This window comes from Methylovorus sp. MM2, assembly GCF_001648895.1.
GTDB lineage: Bacteria > Pseudomonadota > Gammaproteobacteria > Burkholderiales > Methylophilaceae > MM1.
The window spans coordinates 178,160-194,491 of sequence record NZ_LXUF01000016.1 but is presented as its reverse complement, the minus strand read 5'-3'; the positions used below and the strand labels follow the sequence as shown (position 1 = coordinate 194,491).

The 16,332-nt window shown below is 45.9% G+C and carries 15 protein-coding genes and 1 tRNA gene; 7 read left to right on the top strand and 9 right to left on the bottom strand.

What is annotated here, in order from left to right; genetic code table 11:
* Entirely contained in the window at positions 1 to 483 is a 483-nt protein-coding gene (gene nrdR, locus A7981_RS11500; protein ID WP_067268308.1) for a transcriptional regulator NrdR, read from the bottom strand.
* A gap of 15 nt (positions 484 to 498) precedes the next feature.
* Positions 499 to 1,746: a serine hydroxymethyltransferase gene (glyA, locus tag A7981_RS11495; protein ID WP_067268306.1), complete on the bottom strand. Its 1,248-nt coding sequence runs from the start codon at positions 1,744 to 1,746 to the stop codon at positions 499 to 501.
* Positions 1,747 to 2,132: 386 nt separating this feature from the next.
* Here glyA and A7981_RS11490 point away from each other — a divergent pair, with 386 nt between their 5' ends.
* The 5 genes from A7981_RS11490 to A7981_RS11470 are packed head-to-tail and all read left to right on the top strand — an operon-like array spanning position 2,133 to position 6,848.
* Entirely contained in the window at positions 2,133 to 3,656 is a 1,524-nt protein-coding gene (locus A7981_RS11490; protein ID WP_067268304.1) for a fumarate hydratase, read from the top strand.
* 11 nt (positions 3,657 to 3,667) lie between these two features.
* Positions 3,668 to 4,735, top strand: coding sequence for an NADH:flavin oxidoreductase/NADH oxidase (locus A7981_RS11485; protein WP_067268302.1), 1,068 nt, complete (start codon positions 3,668 to 3,670; stop codon positions 4,733 to 4,735).
* 11 nt (positions 4,736 to 4,746) lie between these two features.
* Positions 4,747 to 4,941, top strand: a complete 195-nt coding sequence (gene iscX, locus A7981_RS11480; RefSeq protein WP_067268300.1) for a Fe-S cluster assembly protein IscX — start codon at positions 4,747 to 4,749, stop codon at positions 4,939 to 4,941.
* Positions 4,942 to 4,990: 49 nt separating this feature from the next.
* Positions 4,991 to 6,364 (top strand): phosphomannomutase/phosphoglucomutase, encoded by a 1,374-nt coding sequence (locus A7981_RS11475; protein ID WP_067268298.1) that lies wholly within the window; start codon positions 4,991 to 4,993, stop codon positions 6,362 to 6,364.
* Between the two features lie 10 nt (positions 6,365 to 6,374).
* Positions 6,375 to 6,848 (top strand): TIGR02281 family clan AA aspartic protease, encoded by a 474-nt coding sequence (locus A7981_RS11470; protein ID WP_067268296.1) that lies wholly within the window; start codon positions 6,375 to 6,377, stop codon positions 6,846 to 6,848.
* Positions 6,849 to 6,863: 15 nt separating this feature from the next.
* On the opposite strand, the gene A7981_RS11465 is transcribed toward A7981_RS11470, so the two are convergent.
* On the bottom strand, positions 6,864 to 8,117 hold the full coding sequence (locus A7981_RS11465) for a glycosyltransferase family 4 protein (RefSeq protein WP_067268294.1): 1,254 nt from the start codon (positions 8,115 to 8,117) through the stop codon (positions 6,864 to 6,866).
* Between the two features lie 236 nt (positions 8,118 to 8,353).
* Between A7981_RS11465 and A7981_RS11460 the strand changes: the two genes are divergently transcribed.
* Positions 8,354 to 9,061 (top strand): Crp/Fnr family transcriptional regulator, encoded by a 708-nt coding sequence (locus A7981_RS11460; protein WP_067268293.1) that lies wholly within the window; start codon positions 8,354 to 8,356, stop codon positions 9,059 to 9,061.
* Between the two features lie 21 nt (positions 9,062 to 9,082).
* Here A7981_RS11460 and A7981_RS11455 read toward each other — a convergent pair whose 3' ends face one another.
* The 3 genes from A7981_RS11455 to A7981_RS11445 form a co-directional block, all read right to left on the bottom strand.
* A complete protein-coding gene (locus A7981_RS11455) occupies positions 9,083 to 10,411 on the bottom strand; it encodes an HlyD family type I secretion periplasmic adaptor subunit (protein ID WP_067268292.1) in 1,329 nt (442 codons plus the stop codon).
* The gene (locus A7981_RS11450) at positions 10,408 to 12,126 is read right to left on the bottom strand and encodes a type I secretion system permease/ATPase (protein ID WP_067268291.1); all 1,719 of its coding nucleotides are present in this window, start codon (positions 12,124 to 12,126) and stop codon (positions 10,408 to 10,410) included. The genes A7981_RS11455 and A7981_RS11450 overlap by 4 nt, the downstream gene beginning before the upstream one ends.
* A 190-nt stretch (positions 12,127 to 12,316) precedes the next feature.
* Entirely contained in the window at positions 12,317 to 13,948 is a 1,632-nt protein-coding gene (locus A7981_RS11445; protein ID WP_067268290.1) for an alpha-D-glucose phosphate-specific phosphoglucomutase, read from the bottom strand.
* A gap of 103 nt (positions 13,949 to 14,051) precedes the next feature.
* Here A7981_RS11445 and A7981_RS11440 point away from each other — a divergent pair.
* Positions 14,052 to 14,127, top strand: a tRNA-Lys gene (locus tag A7981_RS11440).
* A gap of 172 nt (positions 14,128 to 14,299) precedes the next feature.
* On the opposite strand, the gene A7981_RS12360 is transcribed toward A7981_RS11440, so the two are convergent.
* The 3 genes from A7981_RS12360 to A7981_RS11430 all read right to left on the bottom strand — a co-directional run bounded on the left by A7981_RS12360 (position 14,300) and on the right by A7981_RS11430 (position 16,319).
* Complete coding sequence (locus A7981_RS12360) at positions 14,300 to 14,434, bottom strand: hypothetical protein (protein WP_256365551.1); 135 nt, start codon at positions 14,432 to 14,434, stop codon at positions 14,300 to 14,302.
* 85 nt (positions 14,435 to 14,519) lie between these two features.
* Positions 14,520 to 15,212: a hypothetical protein gene (locus A7981_RS11435; RefSeq protein ID WP_067268289.1), complete on the bottom strand. Its 693-nt coding sequence runs from the start codon at positions 15,210 to 15,212 to the stop codon at positions 14,520 to 14,522.
* Between the two features lie 12 nt (positions 15,213 to 15,224).
* The gene (locus A7981_RS11430; protein WP_067268288.1) at positions 15,225 to 16,319 is read right to left on the bottom strand and encodes a DUF4236 domain-containing protein; all 1,095 of its coding nucleotides are present in this window, start codon (positions 16,317 to 16,319) and stop codon (positions 15,225 to 15,227) included.
* Positions 16,320 to 16,332: the final 13 nt, after the last annotated feature.

Here is a 16,332-nt window from a genome sequence, read left to right as displayed (position 1 = left end):
TTATGAGTCGGATTTATCCGAGAGACGTCGATGCGGTTTATCCAGATCACGAATCACGTCATGGAAATCATCCACATCCTGAAAACTACGATAGATTGAAGCGAAACGGATATACGCGACTTTATCCATGAGCTTGAGCTCTTGCATGACGATCTCGCCAAGATCACGCGCGGCAATCTCACGCTCGCCTTTGCCAAGTATCTTCTGCACGATATGGTCGATTGCACGGTCGACATATTCTGTAGGCACAGGGCGTTTATGCAAAGCCCGTGTGAATGAGAGCCGAAGTTTGTCGCGATTAAACTCTTCACGACTCCCATTCTGCTTGACTACCTGCGGCAGATGCAGCTCTGCAGTCTCGTAGGTGGTGAATCTTTTATCGCAAGCTGCACAGCGCCGACGACGGCGGATAGAATCGCCTTCATCATTGACGCGAGAGTCAATGACTTGCGTATCGTCGGTACCGCAGAACGGGCATTTCACGTGTTATTTCCCAGCCTATTTTCCATACACCGGGAAACGCGAGGTCAGCGCATGCACTTTTTCCTTAGTCGCTGCGATCACGGCTTCATCAGTTGGGTTATCCAGAACATCAGCGATCAGATTAGCCACGACAATCGCCTCCGCCTCTTTAAAACCACGCGTCGTGATGGCTGGCGAACCGATACGGATACCTGAAGTGACAAACGGGCTCTCAGGATCATTCGGAATCGCATTCTTATTCACCGTGATATGTGCAAGACCCAATGCGGCATCTGCTGCTTTACCAGTCAATCCTTTAGGACGTAAATCAACTAGGAACATATGCGACTCACTGCGGCCGGAGATGATGCGCAGCCCACGTTCAGTCAATGTTTTAGCCATTGCAGAGGCATTCTTCAACACCTGCTCTTGGTAAGTCTTGAACTCAGGTTGCGCGGCCTCAAGGAATGCCACGGCCTTACCTGCGATCACATGCATCAGCGGGCCACCCTGTAAGCTTGGGAACACGTTAGAGTTCAATGACTTCTCAAATTCAGCTTTAGCCAGAATGATACCGCCACGAGGGCCTCTTAATGTCTTGTGGGTAGTCGATGTAACAAAATCAGCATGCGGCACCGGGTTCGGGTAAACACCTGCCGCGATCAAGCCAGAATAATGCGCCATATCTACCATGAAATATGCGCCTACTTTCTTGGCGATCTCAGCCATGCGCGCCCAATCAAAACGCAGCGCATATGCAGAAGCGCCACCGATCAACAGTTTTGGCTTGCACTCGATGGCGATGCGTTCCATCTCGTCGTAATCGATCTCTTCTTTATCATTTAAGCCGTAAGGCACGATATTGAATAACTTACCGGAAAGATTAGCAGGAGACCCATGCGTCAAATGACCACCGTGCCCGAGGTTCATCCCCATCACCGTGTCACCGGGTTTAAGGATAGAGAAATACACGGCCTGATTAGCCTGTGATCCAGAGTGCGGCTGCACGTTGGCATACTCTGCTCCAAATAGTTTTTTAACACGGTCTATCGCCAGTTGCTCGACATGGTCGACAAACTCACAACCACCGTAAAAACGCTTACCCGGATAACCCTCAGCGTATTTATTAGTCAGTTGTGAACCTTGCGCCTGCATGACCGCAGGGCTGGTGTAATTTTCTGAAGCGATCAGCTCGATATGTTCATCCTGACGATGACGTTCAGCTTCTACTTGCTTCCACAAATCAGGATCAACAACGCTCAAGGTTTTTGCCGTGCTAAACATATTCAATTTTCCAGTTAATTTTACAGAGACTTAAGCTAAAACAGGATTTTACCATGACCTGCAAATTACAGAATGAAAGTCCTTCATAAGAAATTGCATGGGACAAATATGGTTATATGTAACCAACAGGTTATATATAACCCCGAAGATACCACCAATAAAAAATAAGATATTGATTTAATTATATTTTATAGATGGAACACTACTTGCATTTATACATACAAACCTTTTGGTCAGGTTTTGCTCCGTTCCCGCTATCTTTGAGACCCAGACACTCTATTAAAGATAGCGGGATTTTTTATGTGCGTAATAGACAATTCTCCCGACTGCGCTTATCGGCTTGGCACGTTATAATCCATATTTACTTTACAACCATTAAGCCAAGTATGAGTTTAATCAGGCAAGACGACTTTATTGCGAGCATTCATCAAGCGCTGCAATATATCTCATGCTTTCACTCCCCTGATTTTCTTGCAGCCTTGCATGAGGCATGGCAGCGTGAGGCTTCGCCCTCAGCCCGTGATGCTATTGGTCAGATATTAATCAACTCTTACCTCTGCGCTCAAGGCCAGCGCCCACTATGCCAAGATACTGGCATCGTCGTTGCATTCATCAGAGTGGGCATGGATGTACGTTGGGATACGAAACTCAGCCTACAAGCGCTTGTGGATGAAGGTGTACGCCGTGCATATAAAGATAAGAGCAACCCTCTGCGCGCTTCTATCGTGATGGATCCTGCCGGGCAGCGATTAAATACTCGGGATAACACACCATCGGTTGTACACGTTGAACTGGTACCTGGCGACAAAGTGGATATCAATATCTCAGCCAAGGGCGGCGGCTCAGAGAACAAGGCGAAACTCGCCATGCTTGAACCATCAGACAGCATCGTCGATTGGGTACTTGAGACCGTGCTTACCATGGGGGCTGGCTGGTGCCCCCCAGGAGTTTTAGGCATTGGCATTGGCGGCACAGCTGAGAAAGCCACGTTATTAGCCAAGCAATCGCTATTCGCACCTATCGATATTCAACAATTGATCGCACGCGGCCCAGTTAATCGTGCGGAAGAGTTACGATTGGAGATATACGAAAAAGTAAATCGCTTGGGTATTGGTGCACAAGGGCTAGGGGGATTAACCACAGTGCTTGATGTCAAAATATTGGATACCGCAACGCACGCGACCTCGCTGCCTGTCGCCATGATCCCCAATTGTGCTGCAACGCGCCACGTACATTTCACGCTCGATGGAAGCGGCCAAGCCGTTCTGCCCGTGCCAAAACTTGAAGACTGGCCACAGATTGCATTAGATGCAAGCGCACCATTGCGCAAGGTTAACCTCGACAATTTGGGCAAGCAGGATATCCTGCAATGGCTACCCGGTGAAAAGCTATTGCTTTCCGGTAAGCTGCTCACAGGCCGTGATGCTGCCCATAAACGCATCGTCGACCTCATCGCCCAAGGCAAACCATTGCCTGATGGCCTAGATTTCACCAATCGGTTCATCTATTACGTTGGCCCAGTCGACCCAGTAGGAGATGAGGTCATTGGCCCGGCAGGCCCCACTACGGCGACGCGCATGGATAGATTCACCGAGACGATGCTGACCAAAACAGGGCTACTTGGCATGATTGGCAAAGCCGAACGCGGCGAAGCCACGGTGAACGCAATCAAACAGCATCAGTCTACCTACCTGATCGCGATTGGTGGTGCCGCTTACCTGATATCGCAGGCGATCAAGTCTGCGCGTGTCATCGCCTTCCCTGAACTTGGTATGGAAGCCGTATACGAACTAGAGGTTGAAGATATGCCTGTGACGGTGGCTGTCGATACACAAGGCCATTCAGTGCATACCAGCGGCCCCATTGAGTGGCGGGCAAAAATCGCCAATATCCCTGTTTTCATATCTTAGGCTTTTAATATATGAGTAAATTATTCAGCCCATTTACGTTACGCAATACCACCTTTAAGAATCGTATCTTCGTATCGCCGATGTGCCAATATTCAGCCACAGATGGCCTTCCTAATAACTGGCATTTGGTCAATTACGGTAGCCGCGCTGTTGGCGGCGCATCGCTTGTGATTGTTGAGGCAACGGCCATCGCACCTGAAGGCCGAATCACTCCACATTGCACCGGCATATGGTCAGATGCACACACGGAAGCTTTCCGCCCTATCGTTGAGTTTGTTAAGCAACAAGGTGCTATACCCGGCATACAGATCGCACATGCCGGCCGCAAGGCCTCTTGCGATACGCCATGGAACGATGGCAAGTTCTTGAGCAAAGAAAAAGGCGGCTGGCAAACAGTGGCTCCTTCTGCCATCGCTGTCACGCCTGAGCATGGAACACCAGTCGCGTTATCTACGGCTGAGATCGATGAGATCAAGCATCTTTTTCTCGCTGCGGCAAAACGTGCGCTGGATGCAGGGTTTGAAGTGCTGGAGCTGCATTGCGCCCATGGCTACCTACTGCACGAGTTCCTTTCACCTTTATCTAATCAACGCGCAGACGAATACGGCGGCAGCTTAGAGAACCGCTGCCGCCTAGCTTTGGATATCGCAAAACAGCTACGCGATTTCTGGCCGCAGGATAAAGCGATGTTCGTCCGCATTTCCGCGTCAGACTGGGTTGAGGGCGGCTGGGATATCGCACAGTCGATCCAACTATCAACATGGCTAAAACAAATCGGCATTGACCTCATCGATTGCTCAAGCGGCGGATTGATACTGGATGCAAAGATACCTGTAGGTGCAGGCTATCAGACAGCTTTTGCGACTGCGATCAGGAATGAAGCCAATATCGCGACTGGTGCTGTCGGCATGATCACGGAGCCGGTTCAGGCAGAACATATTTTAATGACTGACCAAGCAGATGTCGTACTGCTTGCACGTGAACTGTTACGCGACCCCTACTGGCCGCTACGCGCCGCAAAAGAGTTAAAAGCCGATATTACGTGGCCAGTACAATATGTACGCGCCAAACGCTCATAAGGATGATTCAAATGAAATGGACAGACAGCCAACGAATCGCAGAGGAACTGTATGACAAGTTTCCCGATACCGACCCCAAGACCATCAGGTTCACAGATCTTTACCAATGGGTACTCGATCTTGATGGTTTTGACGATGCCCCTGAAAAATGCGGAGAAAAGATACTCGAAGGCATTCAACTGGCGTGGATTGAAGAAGCCGAGTAAATCCAGCCTTAAAACGATCTAACAACCTAGAACCGAACTTAAATAGACTATGACACCCCCAAAAGAGATATTCAAAGCCTACGACATCCGCGGCATTGTAGATAAGACGCTAACACCAGAGATCGTCGAGGCGATAGGCCATGCCATCGGCAGCGAAGCGGCAGCACGCAAACAAACCACTATTTGCGTAGGTTACGATGGCAGGTTATCAGGGCCATCTCTGGCTCAAGCACTTTCCTTAGGCATAAAAAAGAGCGGCCTGAATGTCATCAACTTGGGGTTAGTCGCTACGCCTATGGTGTATTTCGCCGCCCAACATCTCGGCACTAATTGCGGAGTGATGGTTACGGGCAGTCATAATCCACCGGAATACAATGGTCTCAAGATGGTAGTGGCAGATGAGACACTCTCTGGAGAAACCATCCAGAGCTTACGCATCAGAATCCAAAATGATGATTTCACGCATGGCACAGGGGCAGAAAGCACCTTTGATATCGCCCCCGCTTACATTGAACGTATCGCATCTGATATCAAACTTGCACGCCCAATGAAGATCGCAGTGGATTGCGGCAATGGCGTACCGGGCGCCTTCGCAGGCAAACTCTATCGCTCACTGGGATGTGAAGTCGAAGAACTATTCTGCGAAGTCGATGGACACTTTCCCAATCACCATCCCGACCCCTCTGTACCCGAGAACCTTGAAGACCTGATTGCGGCATTAAAGGTCGGCGACGCCGAGATTGGCCTGGCTTTTGATGGTGATGGTGACCGTCTGGGGGTCGTGACAAAAGAAGGCAACATCATCTACCCAGATCGACAGTTGTTGATGTTTGCCGAGGATGTACTCAAACGTAACCCTGCCGCCACCATCATTTTTGATGTTAAATCCACACGTAATCTCGCACCATGGATATCCGCACGTGGCGGCAATCCATTGCTATGGAAAACTGGGCATTCACTGGTAAAAGCCAAGATGAAGGAAACCAAGGCCGCTTTGGCTGGCGAGATGAGCGGCCATATATTCTTCAAAGAGCGCTGGTACGGTTTTGATGATGGCCTGTATTCGGGCGCGCGATTACTGGAGATACTCAGTCGTTTTGACGATCCATCAGCCATACTAAATGCACTACCTGATAGTGTCAGCACCCCTGAGCAGCATATCAACATGCAAGAAGGTGAGCCCCATGCACTGATTGCGCAACTACAAAAAACCGCTGTATTCGATGGTGCGACCGATGTCATCACCATAGACGGGCTTAGGGTCGAATACGCAGATGGGTTCGGCCTGATGCGGCCGTCCAATACCACCCCCGTCATCGTATTACGTTTTGAGGCTGATAATGAAGATGCACTGAAACGTATCCAGTCACAATTCCGCGCGATTATTCTTGATGCTGCGCCTCAAGTGAAACTACCGTTCTAACTTAAAGCAGATGAGCCGCAATACGATTATCGTTTCCATCATATGGCTCGCGCTGGCTGGCGGTCTTTATTATTTGATGGATGGGATACTCAACCCGAATAAGCTCTCGGGCTTGGGTAATAAGGAAGAAGTCGTATTGCGCCGTGGCGCTGATGGGCATTATCGCGCCGAAGCATTGATCAATGGTCAACGCGTAGATGTATTGGTCGATACAGGCGCTACCGGTGTCGCGATCTCGCAAAGAATCGCCGACAAACTAGGTCTTACAAGCCGAAATGCAATCATGACAAGCACTGCAAATGGCGATACTGTTGCCTATATGACAAGGCTTGGTTCGGTAAAGATTGGGGGCGTAGAAGCAAAAGATGTAGCTGCCGTCATCGCCCCAGGGCTGGATGGTGATGTATTGCTTGGCATGTCATTTTTAGGGCGAATGGATGTGCGACTGTTTCAAGGCAACATGACCATCAAACAGGTCGAGTGATCTATCCTGTAGCGATCAATCTTGTAACGCACCTTTGGCAGATAAGGTTTGCAAAAGCTCTACCTGTTTAGGTAAGCAAACTGTTTTTAAATCGTATTGCTCCACGATCGTTTTACGCGCATTGATACGTATCTGAGCATAATCTTCAGGATGCTTAAGCACCTTACCCACTTTATCTACCAGCCCCTGCACATCAAAAAAATCAAACAGCAAACCATCATGCCCGTCTGTCATCACTTCGGTCACTGGTGGCGTATTCGAGGCAATCACGATACACCCAGCAGCCATAGACTCCATCATCGACCAAGATAATACAAAAGGATAAGTCAGATAGACATGTGCAGACGATATCTGCAATAGGTTAAGGTACTGGTCATAGGGTATCTTGCCAACAAAATGTACTCGCTTCATATCAAGACCATCACCCACTTCGGCCATCATCTTATGCCGCCATGTACCGCCCTCTTTAGGCATTGCCCCATAACTCACCTCATCCCCACCAAGTAATACGACGTGTGCATCAGGGTTATCGATTAATATCTGTGGCAGTGCACGCATAAAAACATGAAACCCGCGATAAGGCTCAAGATTCCGGTTAACAAACGTAATGACCTTATCTTCCGCTGTTAGCAATGGTCCCTGTGGCACCTTAAAGCTTGCATAGATATTCGGCTTAACGATATCAGTATCTACCCCTTCATGAATCACGCTGATCTTTGATTGATAAATAGGAGGAAACTGACCAGCCTGCCATTTTGTCGGCGCAAGCCCCCAATCACAATTATTTAGCGATAATAAGTGTGTCGAGTTCTTAATGCGTATCCGACAAAAATCATCAATGGTTTGTGTCTGGAACTCTTTGTCAAAACCCACATCCGAACCTTCGGATAAATAAAAGAATTCAAAATAATCCAGCACTACAGCGTCAGGAAAAACCTCTTTGAGGAACAACGCCTCGCCCCAGCCCGCATGCGCACAAATCACATCGGGAATAAATTTCTGCTTATCGCGTAACTCCATCAACAACCTAACGACTTGCTGACCACGGCGAATAGCGCCTTCGTAATTTCTTAAATACCAGTGCGTCTCCTTACTAGACCCTTGAGGCGCAGGATAACTATATAAGGTCACATTCTTTTGGATGCTGGCAGCACGTTTATTTTTATCATCGACAATAGCGACTACTTGATTGCCAGGAATAGCGGCAATAGCTGGGGCAAGATGCTTGAATTGACCGGGATAGTTTTGGTGTATGAATAGATATTTCATTGTGAATTATTTTCTGTGTCGCGTTCTGCCAATATCCTAACACCCATTACCATCAGCAAAAATAACATTTATAGGGCTTACTATAAATAAATCAAACACCGCTATTAGCATGGCTGCTAATCCTCAATACAAAAATTTCTTATAGCCGACTATAATGAATAAAAACAATAATAAATGATCAAATAAATAAACCAGATCACCTATTACTTAAAGCTGGTTAAAAAGGGAATAACACGATGCAGGGGCGTTATAGCAAAGCTGAGATTACTCAATTATTATCTGGCAGTTTTTTATTTTCTGAGCTTGAACAAACAGCCTTAGACAAAATCGCTGATTTCGCGCAGGTTCGTAAAATACCGAACAAGACTTCGGTCTTCTTTAAAGGCGATCATGGCGATAGCATGTTCATCGTCATTAAAGGTCGGTTAAAAGTACAAAACATATCAGAAGAAGGTAAAACCCTGATATTAGGCTTTCTGGAACCGAATGCGTCATTCGGTGAAATCGCCGTGCTGGATGGCAAGCCACGGACGGCGACAGTCACAAGCACACAAGTATCAGAACTCTTGGTCATTGACCGAACCTCTTTCCTGCAATTCCTTATTTCGCATCCATCCGTTGCCGTTCAACTCACCACCGTGCTTTGCCAGATGTTGCGCTCAACGAATGAATTTCTGGAAAACATGGTATTTCTGAACCTGCCATTCCGCTTAGCCAAAATGCTGCGCTTACTTTCTCTAAAATATGGAAGCCCTAAAGGTGAAAACATCGAATTCGATATGAAAATATCTCAAGTCGATCTGGCTAACCTTGTAGGCGCTTCACGAGAAAGCGTGAACAAGCAGTTACGTAACTGGGAAGACGAAGGTTTATTGGTCACACTTGATGATGGAAGGCTAAATTTAAGTAAAAAACTGCTAGATATTAACGATCAAAAAACCTAGCCCAATGACTTACCGCTCTTTCTACTCTTCACGGAACGTATGCCGCATACGTTGTGTAATCGGCGATATTAAATACTCTAGCATGCTCCGCTCCTGAGTCTTGATATAAGCAGTTGCAGGCATCCCTGGTTCGATTTTGACATGTTGCAGACTTTTTAAAGCATCTCGATCAATCATCACATGTGCAGGATAGGTCACCATCTTGGTTTGCGGATCTTCAATAGCATCTCTGGCAACATAAGTCACTTTACCGGACACCATAGGCGTTGAACGCTGGTTATAGGCATTCAGCTGGATCTCTGCCACCTGATCTGTAAATACAGTATCAATATCAATGTTTTTAACATTTACCTCAATCACCAGATCATCTGAGCTCGGCACAATATCCATCATAGCTTGTCCAGGGCTCACAATACCGCCAATGGTCGTTATCTTGAGTGACATCACCTGTCCATCGATAGGCGCTAGCACTGTTCTACGCAACATGGAGTCTTCTGCCGGACGTAATCGCTCGATGACCTCTTGAAGCTGACTGCTCGTCTCTTTAAGGTCACTATCGGCCTGCTGTATATATTGATTCTTGGCATCAATCGCCCTTAAATCTAATTCAGCAACCCTGGCTCTCGTATTATTAAGGTCTGCGTTCTTCTCTGCCAGTTGCTCTTTCTTTTCAGTTAACGCTTGGCGATAATTCAGCACATCCGCTTTACCCACAAAGTTCTTCTGCATTAACCCTTCACGCATCGCAACTTGCTCTTGCCTGTAATTAATATTCTCAGAAATTGCACTGACCTGCGCTTGATATGCGGTTACAGCATCTTTTGAATGAGATAGCTCTGTTTTCAGAAGCGATATCTGGTCATTCAATATCTTACGCTTTGAGTAAAAGATCGCATTTTCCTTGTTAATCAATTCCACCCGTTTTGGGGTAGAAGGTGTCAACAACTCTGAAGGAAAGCTGATTTTATCTGCAAGTGTCTTTTCAGCGATCAAGCGTGCGTCTTTTGCCAGCAAAGCATCATGCTGATCCCGAAGAATATTGAGCTCAGCGCTATTTCTTGTATCTTCCAACAGCACCAAAGGCTGGCCAGCTTTAACGATATCGCCATCCCGTACAAGTATCTGTTTAACGATACCGCCTTCAAGATGCTGGATAGTTTTACGATTCGTCGCGAACTTGATCTTCCCCTCCGCAATGACAGCACCACTTAATGGTGCAATGCTCGCCCAGAGGAAGAATCCACCCACGATCACAATCCCCACAAACATCCCTTTACGGACTATCCTTGTGGACTGCCCTGACTCATCGATCTGAATGGTCGGTTTGAAGATGCCATTTAGGATACTCATGTAGGCTGAGCCCCTTTTACTAATGACACCTGAGAGGCTGATGTACTTTCATTGCTACTAGCCACACTTTGTAGAACCTCGTCCCTATCTCCAAAACTCAGTTGACGCCCTAGCTCAAGCACCAGTAATTTATCTACATCGCGTAATACACTTGGTTTATGGCTAACGATCACTAATGTAATTTTTCGAGCCTTCAATTCTCGTATCATGCGCATAAATGCAAGCTCTGATGGGCCATCCAAATTAGCATTTGGCTCATCAAGAACGATCAGCTTGGGGTTGCCAAAAAGCGCTCTTGCCAGCCCTACCAGCTGACGTTGCCCAGAAGAAAGAATGCGACCAGCATCTCCGATGTCTGTATCATAACCTTGTGGTAATCGTAGGATAAACTCATGCGCCCCGACAAGTTTAGCGGCCTCAATAATAGCTTCAGCATTTTCAGTAGCATCCCCCATGCGGGCAATATTTTCAGCGACAGTACCTGCAAAAAGCTCAACATCTTGAGGCATATATCCTAGATGCTGGCCCAATAATCCAGTTTGCGCCCATTGGAATATATCAGCACCATCCAGACGAACGGCACCGTGGTTAGGTTTATACAAACCGACCAGCATACGTGTCAGCGTAGATTTCCCGGCGGCACTATTCCCAATCACCCCCAAGGCTTCGCCAGCCTTTAGGGAAAAGTTGATATTACGAAGGATTTCACGTTCAGGGGAGATCGCATAAACCAGTTTCTCTACTTTGAGATTGCCTTCGACCTCTTGAAGAGTCACTGCGGCTGTTTCAGGTTTGTAATCATCCAGCATTTTATTCAGTCTTGCGTATGCCTGCCGTGCCTTGACAAAGAAACGCCAGCCGGAAATCACACGGTCAATCGGAATCATCACCTTACCCATGATAATGGTGGCAGCAATCATCACCCCAGGCGTTACGGTGCGGTCATTAATAGCCAACCATGCAGCAACACCCAAGGCTAATGTTGTGAGCAAGTTACGTACAAGGCGCGACCAGGCAGAAATAGCAGCAGATTTTGTCGTGCCTGAAATATTATTCGATAAGGCTGCATCATGGATATTCGACCAGCGCTTAGTGATGACTTCACGCATGCTCATTGCATTGATGACTTCAAGGTTATTCAGCGCAGAATCCAATACATCCTGAGATTTTCTCAAGGCATCCTGCCCTTGTTTCTGATTTTCAGTGCCTTGCTTTTCCTCTAAAAAAGCCAACCCCACAAGAATCAAGGTACCGACCAATGCCATCAAACTGAGTAAAGGATGAAAAAGATATAAAACGAAAAAATAAACAGGAATCCATGGAATTTCAAATACAGCTTGCACGCCAGAGCCCGAAAAGAAGGACTGTACTGTATGCACATCATCTAAACCACGGCGGTTAGCTCGGTTTTGCCCACTCATACTCAACATGCAGGCAAGTACCGTTTTTTGCATCAAGCGCTGCATGGTCAAAGATGTGCGCAAAAACAGCGTCTGGCGTAAATACTCAACGTAGTATTGAGTCACCAGCATGAAGACAACGAGCAGGGTCAACATAACCAAAGTTTCATTACTGTGGCTACTTAATACCCGGTCATATAACTCCAGCATATAAAACGCTGGCATCAATGTAAGCAGATTAATTACAAAACTAAATACACCTGCATATATAAAGAACTGTTTGCATTGCAGAATATAATTTTTAATGGCATTCATCGATGGAATTTTTCCAATTTTAAAGTAGCGTGCGCTCCCCAATAACACTTTCGCACGCTTGGCTCTTACCTTTGATACTAGACTCAAACGCAATAAATTGGCAAATCACTTCACCAAAATTGAGCATCTATGCAGTGTTCCGCTGCTATTATATTCAGTAACTTAGAAAACACCATGCCTATATAGCGGCCTATGTAATCACCGTAGGCACATCGCGCCCTGTACGCTGCTTCAACTCGGAAATATCCAGTGCAATTTGGATCATCTCTGCAAGTGCCACTTGTGCATCGAGATGATGTTGACCACGATTAGGCTCATAAGCTTCGAGATATATCCGCAGAGTAGCGCCTTCAGTTCCCGTGCCCGATAGGCGGAACACAATACGTGATCCGTCAACAAATAGAATCCGTATACCTTGATTGTTACTGATGCTGCCATCAACTGAGTCCGTATAGCTAAAATCATCGCAAACTTGGATCGTATATCGCCCAAACTGCTTTCCCGTCAATGAGATAAAACTTGCATGTATATGATTGATGACGCCCGCTGCAGCATCGGTCGGCAACCCTTCATAATCATGCCTAGAATAGACGTTGCGCCCATACTGTGCCCAGTGACGTTTCATGATATTTTCAACAGGCTGCCGCTTGATGGCCAGAATATTCAGCCAAAACAGGACTGCCCATAATCCATCTTTTTCACGTACGTGATTAGACCCCGTGCCAAAGCTTTCTTCACCACAAAGTGTCACTTTGCCAGCATCCATCAGGTTGCCAAAAAACTTCCAGCCTGTGGGTGTCTCGAAACATGGAATACCAAGCTCCTCGGCCACTCGATCGACTGCGGCACTAGTCGGCATCGAACGCGCCACGCCAGCAATACCTTGCGCATAAGCCGGAATTAAACGCGCGTTTGCCGCAAGCAAAGCTAAACTATCAGATGGGGTAACAAAAAATCCGCGCCCCAGTATCATATTACGGTCACCATCTCCATCTGAAGCTGCACCAAAATCTGGGGCATTATCGCCGTACATAACGGTGACTAAATCATGCGCATAAGTCAGATTAGGGTCAGGGTGCCCTCCACCAAAATCTTCCAGAGGAATCGCATTCATCAAGCTTGTCTCTGGAGCAGCTAAGCGATTGATAAAGACTTCACGCGCATAAGGCCCGGTTACTGCATGCATGGCATCAAACCTGAAGCTGAAACCACTGGCAAATAGTGCTTTGATCGCATTGAAATCAAAAATAGCCGACATCAATTCAGCATAATCATCTACTGCGCTGATAACTTCAACGACCATGTCCCCCAGCCGTGTTTCGCCGATTCCATCCAAGCTAACATCCGGCGCATCTAATATCTGATAACACGTGATCTGTTTGCTACTTTCATAAATCGCTTCGGTTATCTTTTCTGGTGCAGGGCCGCCATTTGGTGTGTTGTATTTAATGCCGAAATCACCATCAATACCCCCAGGATTATGGCTGGCTGAAAGAATGATACCGCCGTATGTCTTGTATTTACGTATCACGCATGATGCAGCAGGTGTGGAAAGTATGCCGCCCAGCCCTACCAAAACGCGGCTAAAACCATTTGCAGCAGCCATCTTCAATATGATCTGAATCGCTTGGCGATTAAAATACCGCCCATCCCCACCCAAAGTCAGGGTTGCAGCCTCTGGCGCGCCCACTGTATCAAAGATACTTTGTACGAAATTCTCGAGATAATGCGGTTGTTGAAATACTGCAACGCGCTTACGTAACCCTGAAGTACCCGGCTTCTGCCCGGAAAAAGGTTGAGTTGGAACTACTTGCAATGTCATTGAGTATCAGGCTTTTTGATAGATAAGAACGTAACTTACAAGATTAAGCCAACTGTTTCAAGTTGACATATCAAGCCATTCTATTGATAATTGGCGCCCTTGTGGGAGATTAGCTCAGTTGGTAGAGCAGCGGACTCTTAATCCGTTTGTCCGGGGTTCGACCCCCCGATCTCCCACCATTCACGCGGCTTGTACCCCAATTAAATCAGTAAGTTGTAAAATTAACCACTCCGCATGAACACAGGCGTTTCGCAAGATTTAAATACTCCCTGTCATCAAAATGGCATCAAAAATCGATTTTAAAATCCGTTAGTCGACAGTAAGTGCCATCGAACCTTTTACATTTTTTGATTATTTACTGCCATCTTGCGTATCAAGAATCAATTTAGACAGGCCACTAGAAACGACTAATCGCTCACCATCTGATGTCAAGACGACTGATTTAAGTTGGGAATTGTAAGTGAGTATTCCAATCAAAGTAGCCACCTATAACAATCCAAAGTAGCCACTTGGAACAATAAGTATGTAGCCATATATTACAAACCAAATGCTTCTAAAGTAAGTAGCATTTCTATTTGGGCAAATTACCTTGTAGCGGTTTTACTTGGTTTTGGGTGATAGTGGGATTTTTATCCCAAAGTTTTTCAACTATTGGGGGGGTAAAAATCCCAACTATGCCACCTAAAATCGCACTAATAATTCCAATCAGTATCCCATCCAAATTACGTTTCAGGAATCCAGGTCTGTCTTTTTCGTTAACACGGTTAACAATAGAATGTTTACAGAGATTGATATACATAACTGAACTACTCCATAAAAGCATCAAAATAGAAATTGCCAGTTTTAAGTCTGCATTAATTGCAATCGGGGACACTGCAAATAAAGCCTGAACAAATAAAGGTAAAATTAATACCCATTTGTAACTATAAAAAAACCGTGGCGAACGCTCACAACGAGTAAGCACTTCATCCAATTGAGAAAATAGTCCCAATTCGACTCTCTGACTAGATGACATATGAAGTCGTGTACTTGAGTTATCCATACTAATTGATACATATGGCTCAGGAACTCTTATATTCACCTCAGAGGCTCTACGCCAACTTGTATGTTGAAGAAATTCCTTCAAGGATTCGTACTCAATGTTGTCAGAAGTAATTCTGACATTTTCATAGTCACTGAGAATGGAAAAAAGCTCACGGAGATCATCCGCCCAAAGGACAACGGGAACATAAATTTTAAAATTGGAAGAATCTATTTTTTTCATTTTTGCACGTTTTTATATTTTTGAAGCTTCTTCCGGAATGTTTCTCCCAAGCATGTGTATTGCTTGGGAGAATTCCGACCCAACCCCATTTTTTGAAACTTGAATGAGCTCATTTAATCCGTTTGAGCTTGATAGCTTAATTGCTTCATAAAGACAAATAGGTATCTCTCTATTATCTTTAAATCGTTTGTCTGGCCCACCAGACTTATTTACATATTTCCAAGTGTGATCTACCACAGTTGCATCTCTGGGGACAGATTCTTCTTCAATGAACCGAGAACCTGAAACCTCTATTGTTAATTCTTTATAACTAACCGCACCTACGCCATTTTTTTCATATACAAGTACTCGATCTGGAAAGAAATGAAGCGTTTGGCGTCCAACGCCAATAGAGATTGTTTCGATATTCGTTTTCAAAAATGGAGGTTCCGATTTCTTGATGGTTGTGTTCTTACGGCTCAACAGTGTGCTAGCACCCGCATGATATTTAGGATCATATACTTGACCTGAGGATTCTATATGCCAAGCAGCACTGCATGCTGCAAGCTCTTCTGCCGCCTTATGAAGTTGTTCATAAGCGCTTTCCATTGCGCGATCAAACTCATAAAAAAGAACAACGGTTTTTGCTAAGATATCTTTTGTGTAAGTAACATAAGTTGCTATACAGCCGCTCAAAATAATTAATCCTGCCACCCAACCTGGTAGTCCATTATTCGAGACCATACCAAAAACTATTACAGAAACAATCGCAATAATGGGCCAGAACCTTGGTCTTTTCTGTTTCTCGTTTATCTCATTGAGCAAATCTTTCGATGAGGAATCGACTATTTCGGATACGTCAGCCGACTCTATATCCTCCAAAGGTGCGTGAGTGCCTACTGGTATTGTGTGGATGTTATAGGAAGGAGTAATTGGTATTGCTGGCGAAGCATTGGAAGGAATTGTAACTCTATAATAAAGCCCACCTTGTCCCATGTGTATATAGTTGCCTCTTGGACCAGTACTGACCCGAAATCCTTTAACTCCTCCTGAAACGCCGATACCCGCTGAGGAGAAATTGAAGCGAAGAGGTCCTACACTAATACTTTTACGAAGATAGAATCCCATCTCTTTCCCCTTT

Coding starts and splice junctions, on each gene's coding strand:
- glyA (WP_067268306.1), bottom strand. CDS start 1,746: ATGTTTAGCACGGCAAAAACCTTGAGCGTTGTTGATCCTGATTTGTGG.
- A7981_RS11490 (WP_067268304.1), top strand. CDS start 2,133: ATGAGTTTAATCAGGCAAGACGACTTTATTGCGAGCATTCATCAAGCG.
- A7981_RS11485 (WP_067268302.1), top strand. CDS start 3,668: ATGAGTAAATTATTCAGCCCATTTACGTTACGCAATACCACCTTTAAG.
- iscX (WP_067268300.1), top strand. CDS start 4,747: ATGAAATGGACAGACAGCCAACGAATCGCAGAGGAACTGTATGACAAG.
- A7981_RS11475 (WP_067268298.1), top strand. CDS start 4,991: ATGACACCCCCAAAAGAGATATTCAAAGCCTACGACATCCGCGGCATT.
- A7981_RS11470 (WP_067268296.1), top strand. CDS start 6,375: ATGAGCCGCAATACGATTATCGTTTCCATCATATGGCTCGCGCTGGCT.
- A7981_RS11465 (WP_067268294.1), bottom strand. CDS start 8,117: ATGAAATATCTATTCATACACCAAAACTATCCCGGTCAATTCAAGCAT.
- A7981_RS11460 (WP_067268293.1), top strand. CDS start 8,354: ATGCAGGGGCGTTATAGCAAAGCTGAGATTACTCAATTATTATCTGGC.
- A7981_RS11455 (WP_067268292.1), bottom strand. CDS start 10,411: ATGAGTATCCTAAATGGCATCTTCAAACCGACCATTCAGATCGATGAG.
- A7981_RS11450 (WP_067268291.1), bottom strand. CDS start 12,126: ATGAATGCCATTAAAAATTATATTCTGCAATGCAAACAGTTCTTTATA.
- A7981_RS11445 (WP_067268290.1), bottom strand. CDS start 13,948: ATGACATTGCAAGTAGTTCCAACTCAACCTTTTTCCGGGCAGAAGCCG.
- A7981_RS11435 (WP_067268289.1), bottom strand. CDS start 15,212: ATGAAAAAAATAGATTCTTCCAATTTTAAAATTTATGTTCCCGTTGTC.
- A7981_RS11430 (WP_067268288.1), bottom strand. CDS start 16,319: ATGGGATTCTATCTTCGTAAAAGTATTAGTGTAGGACCTCTTCGCTTC.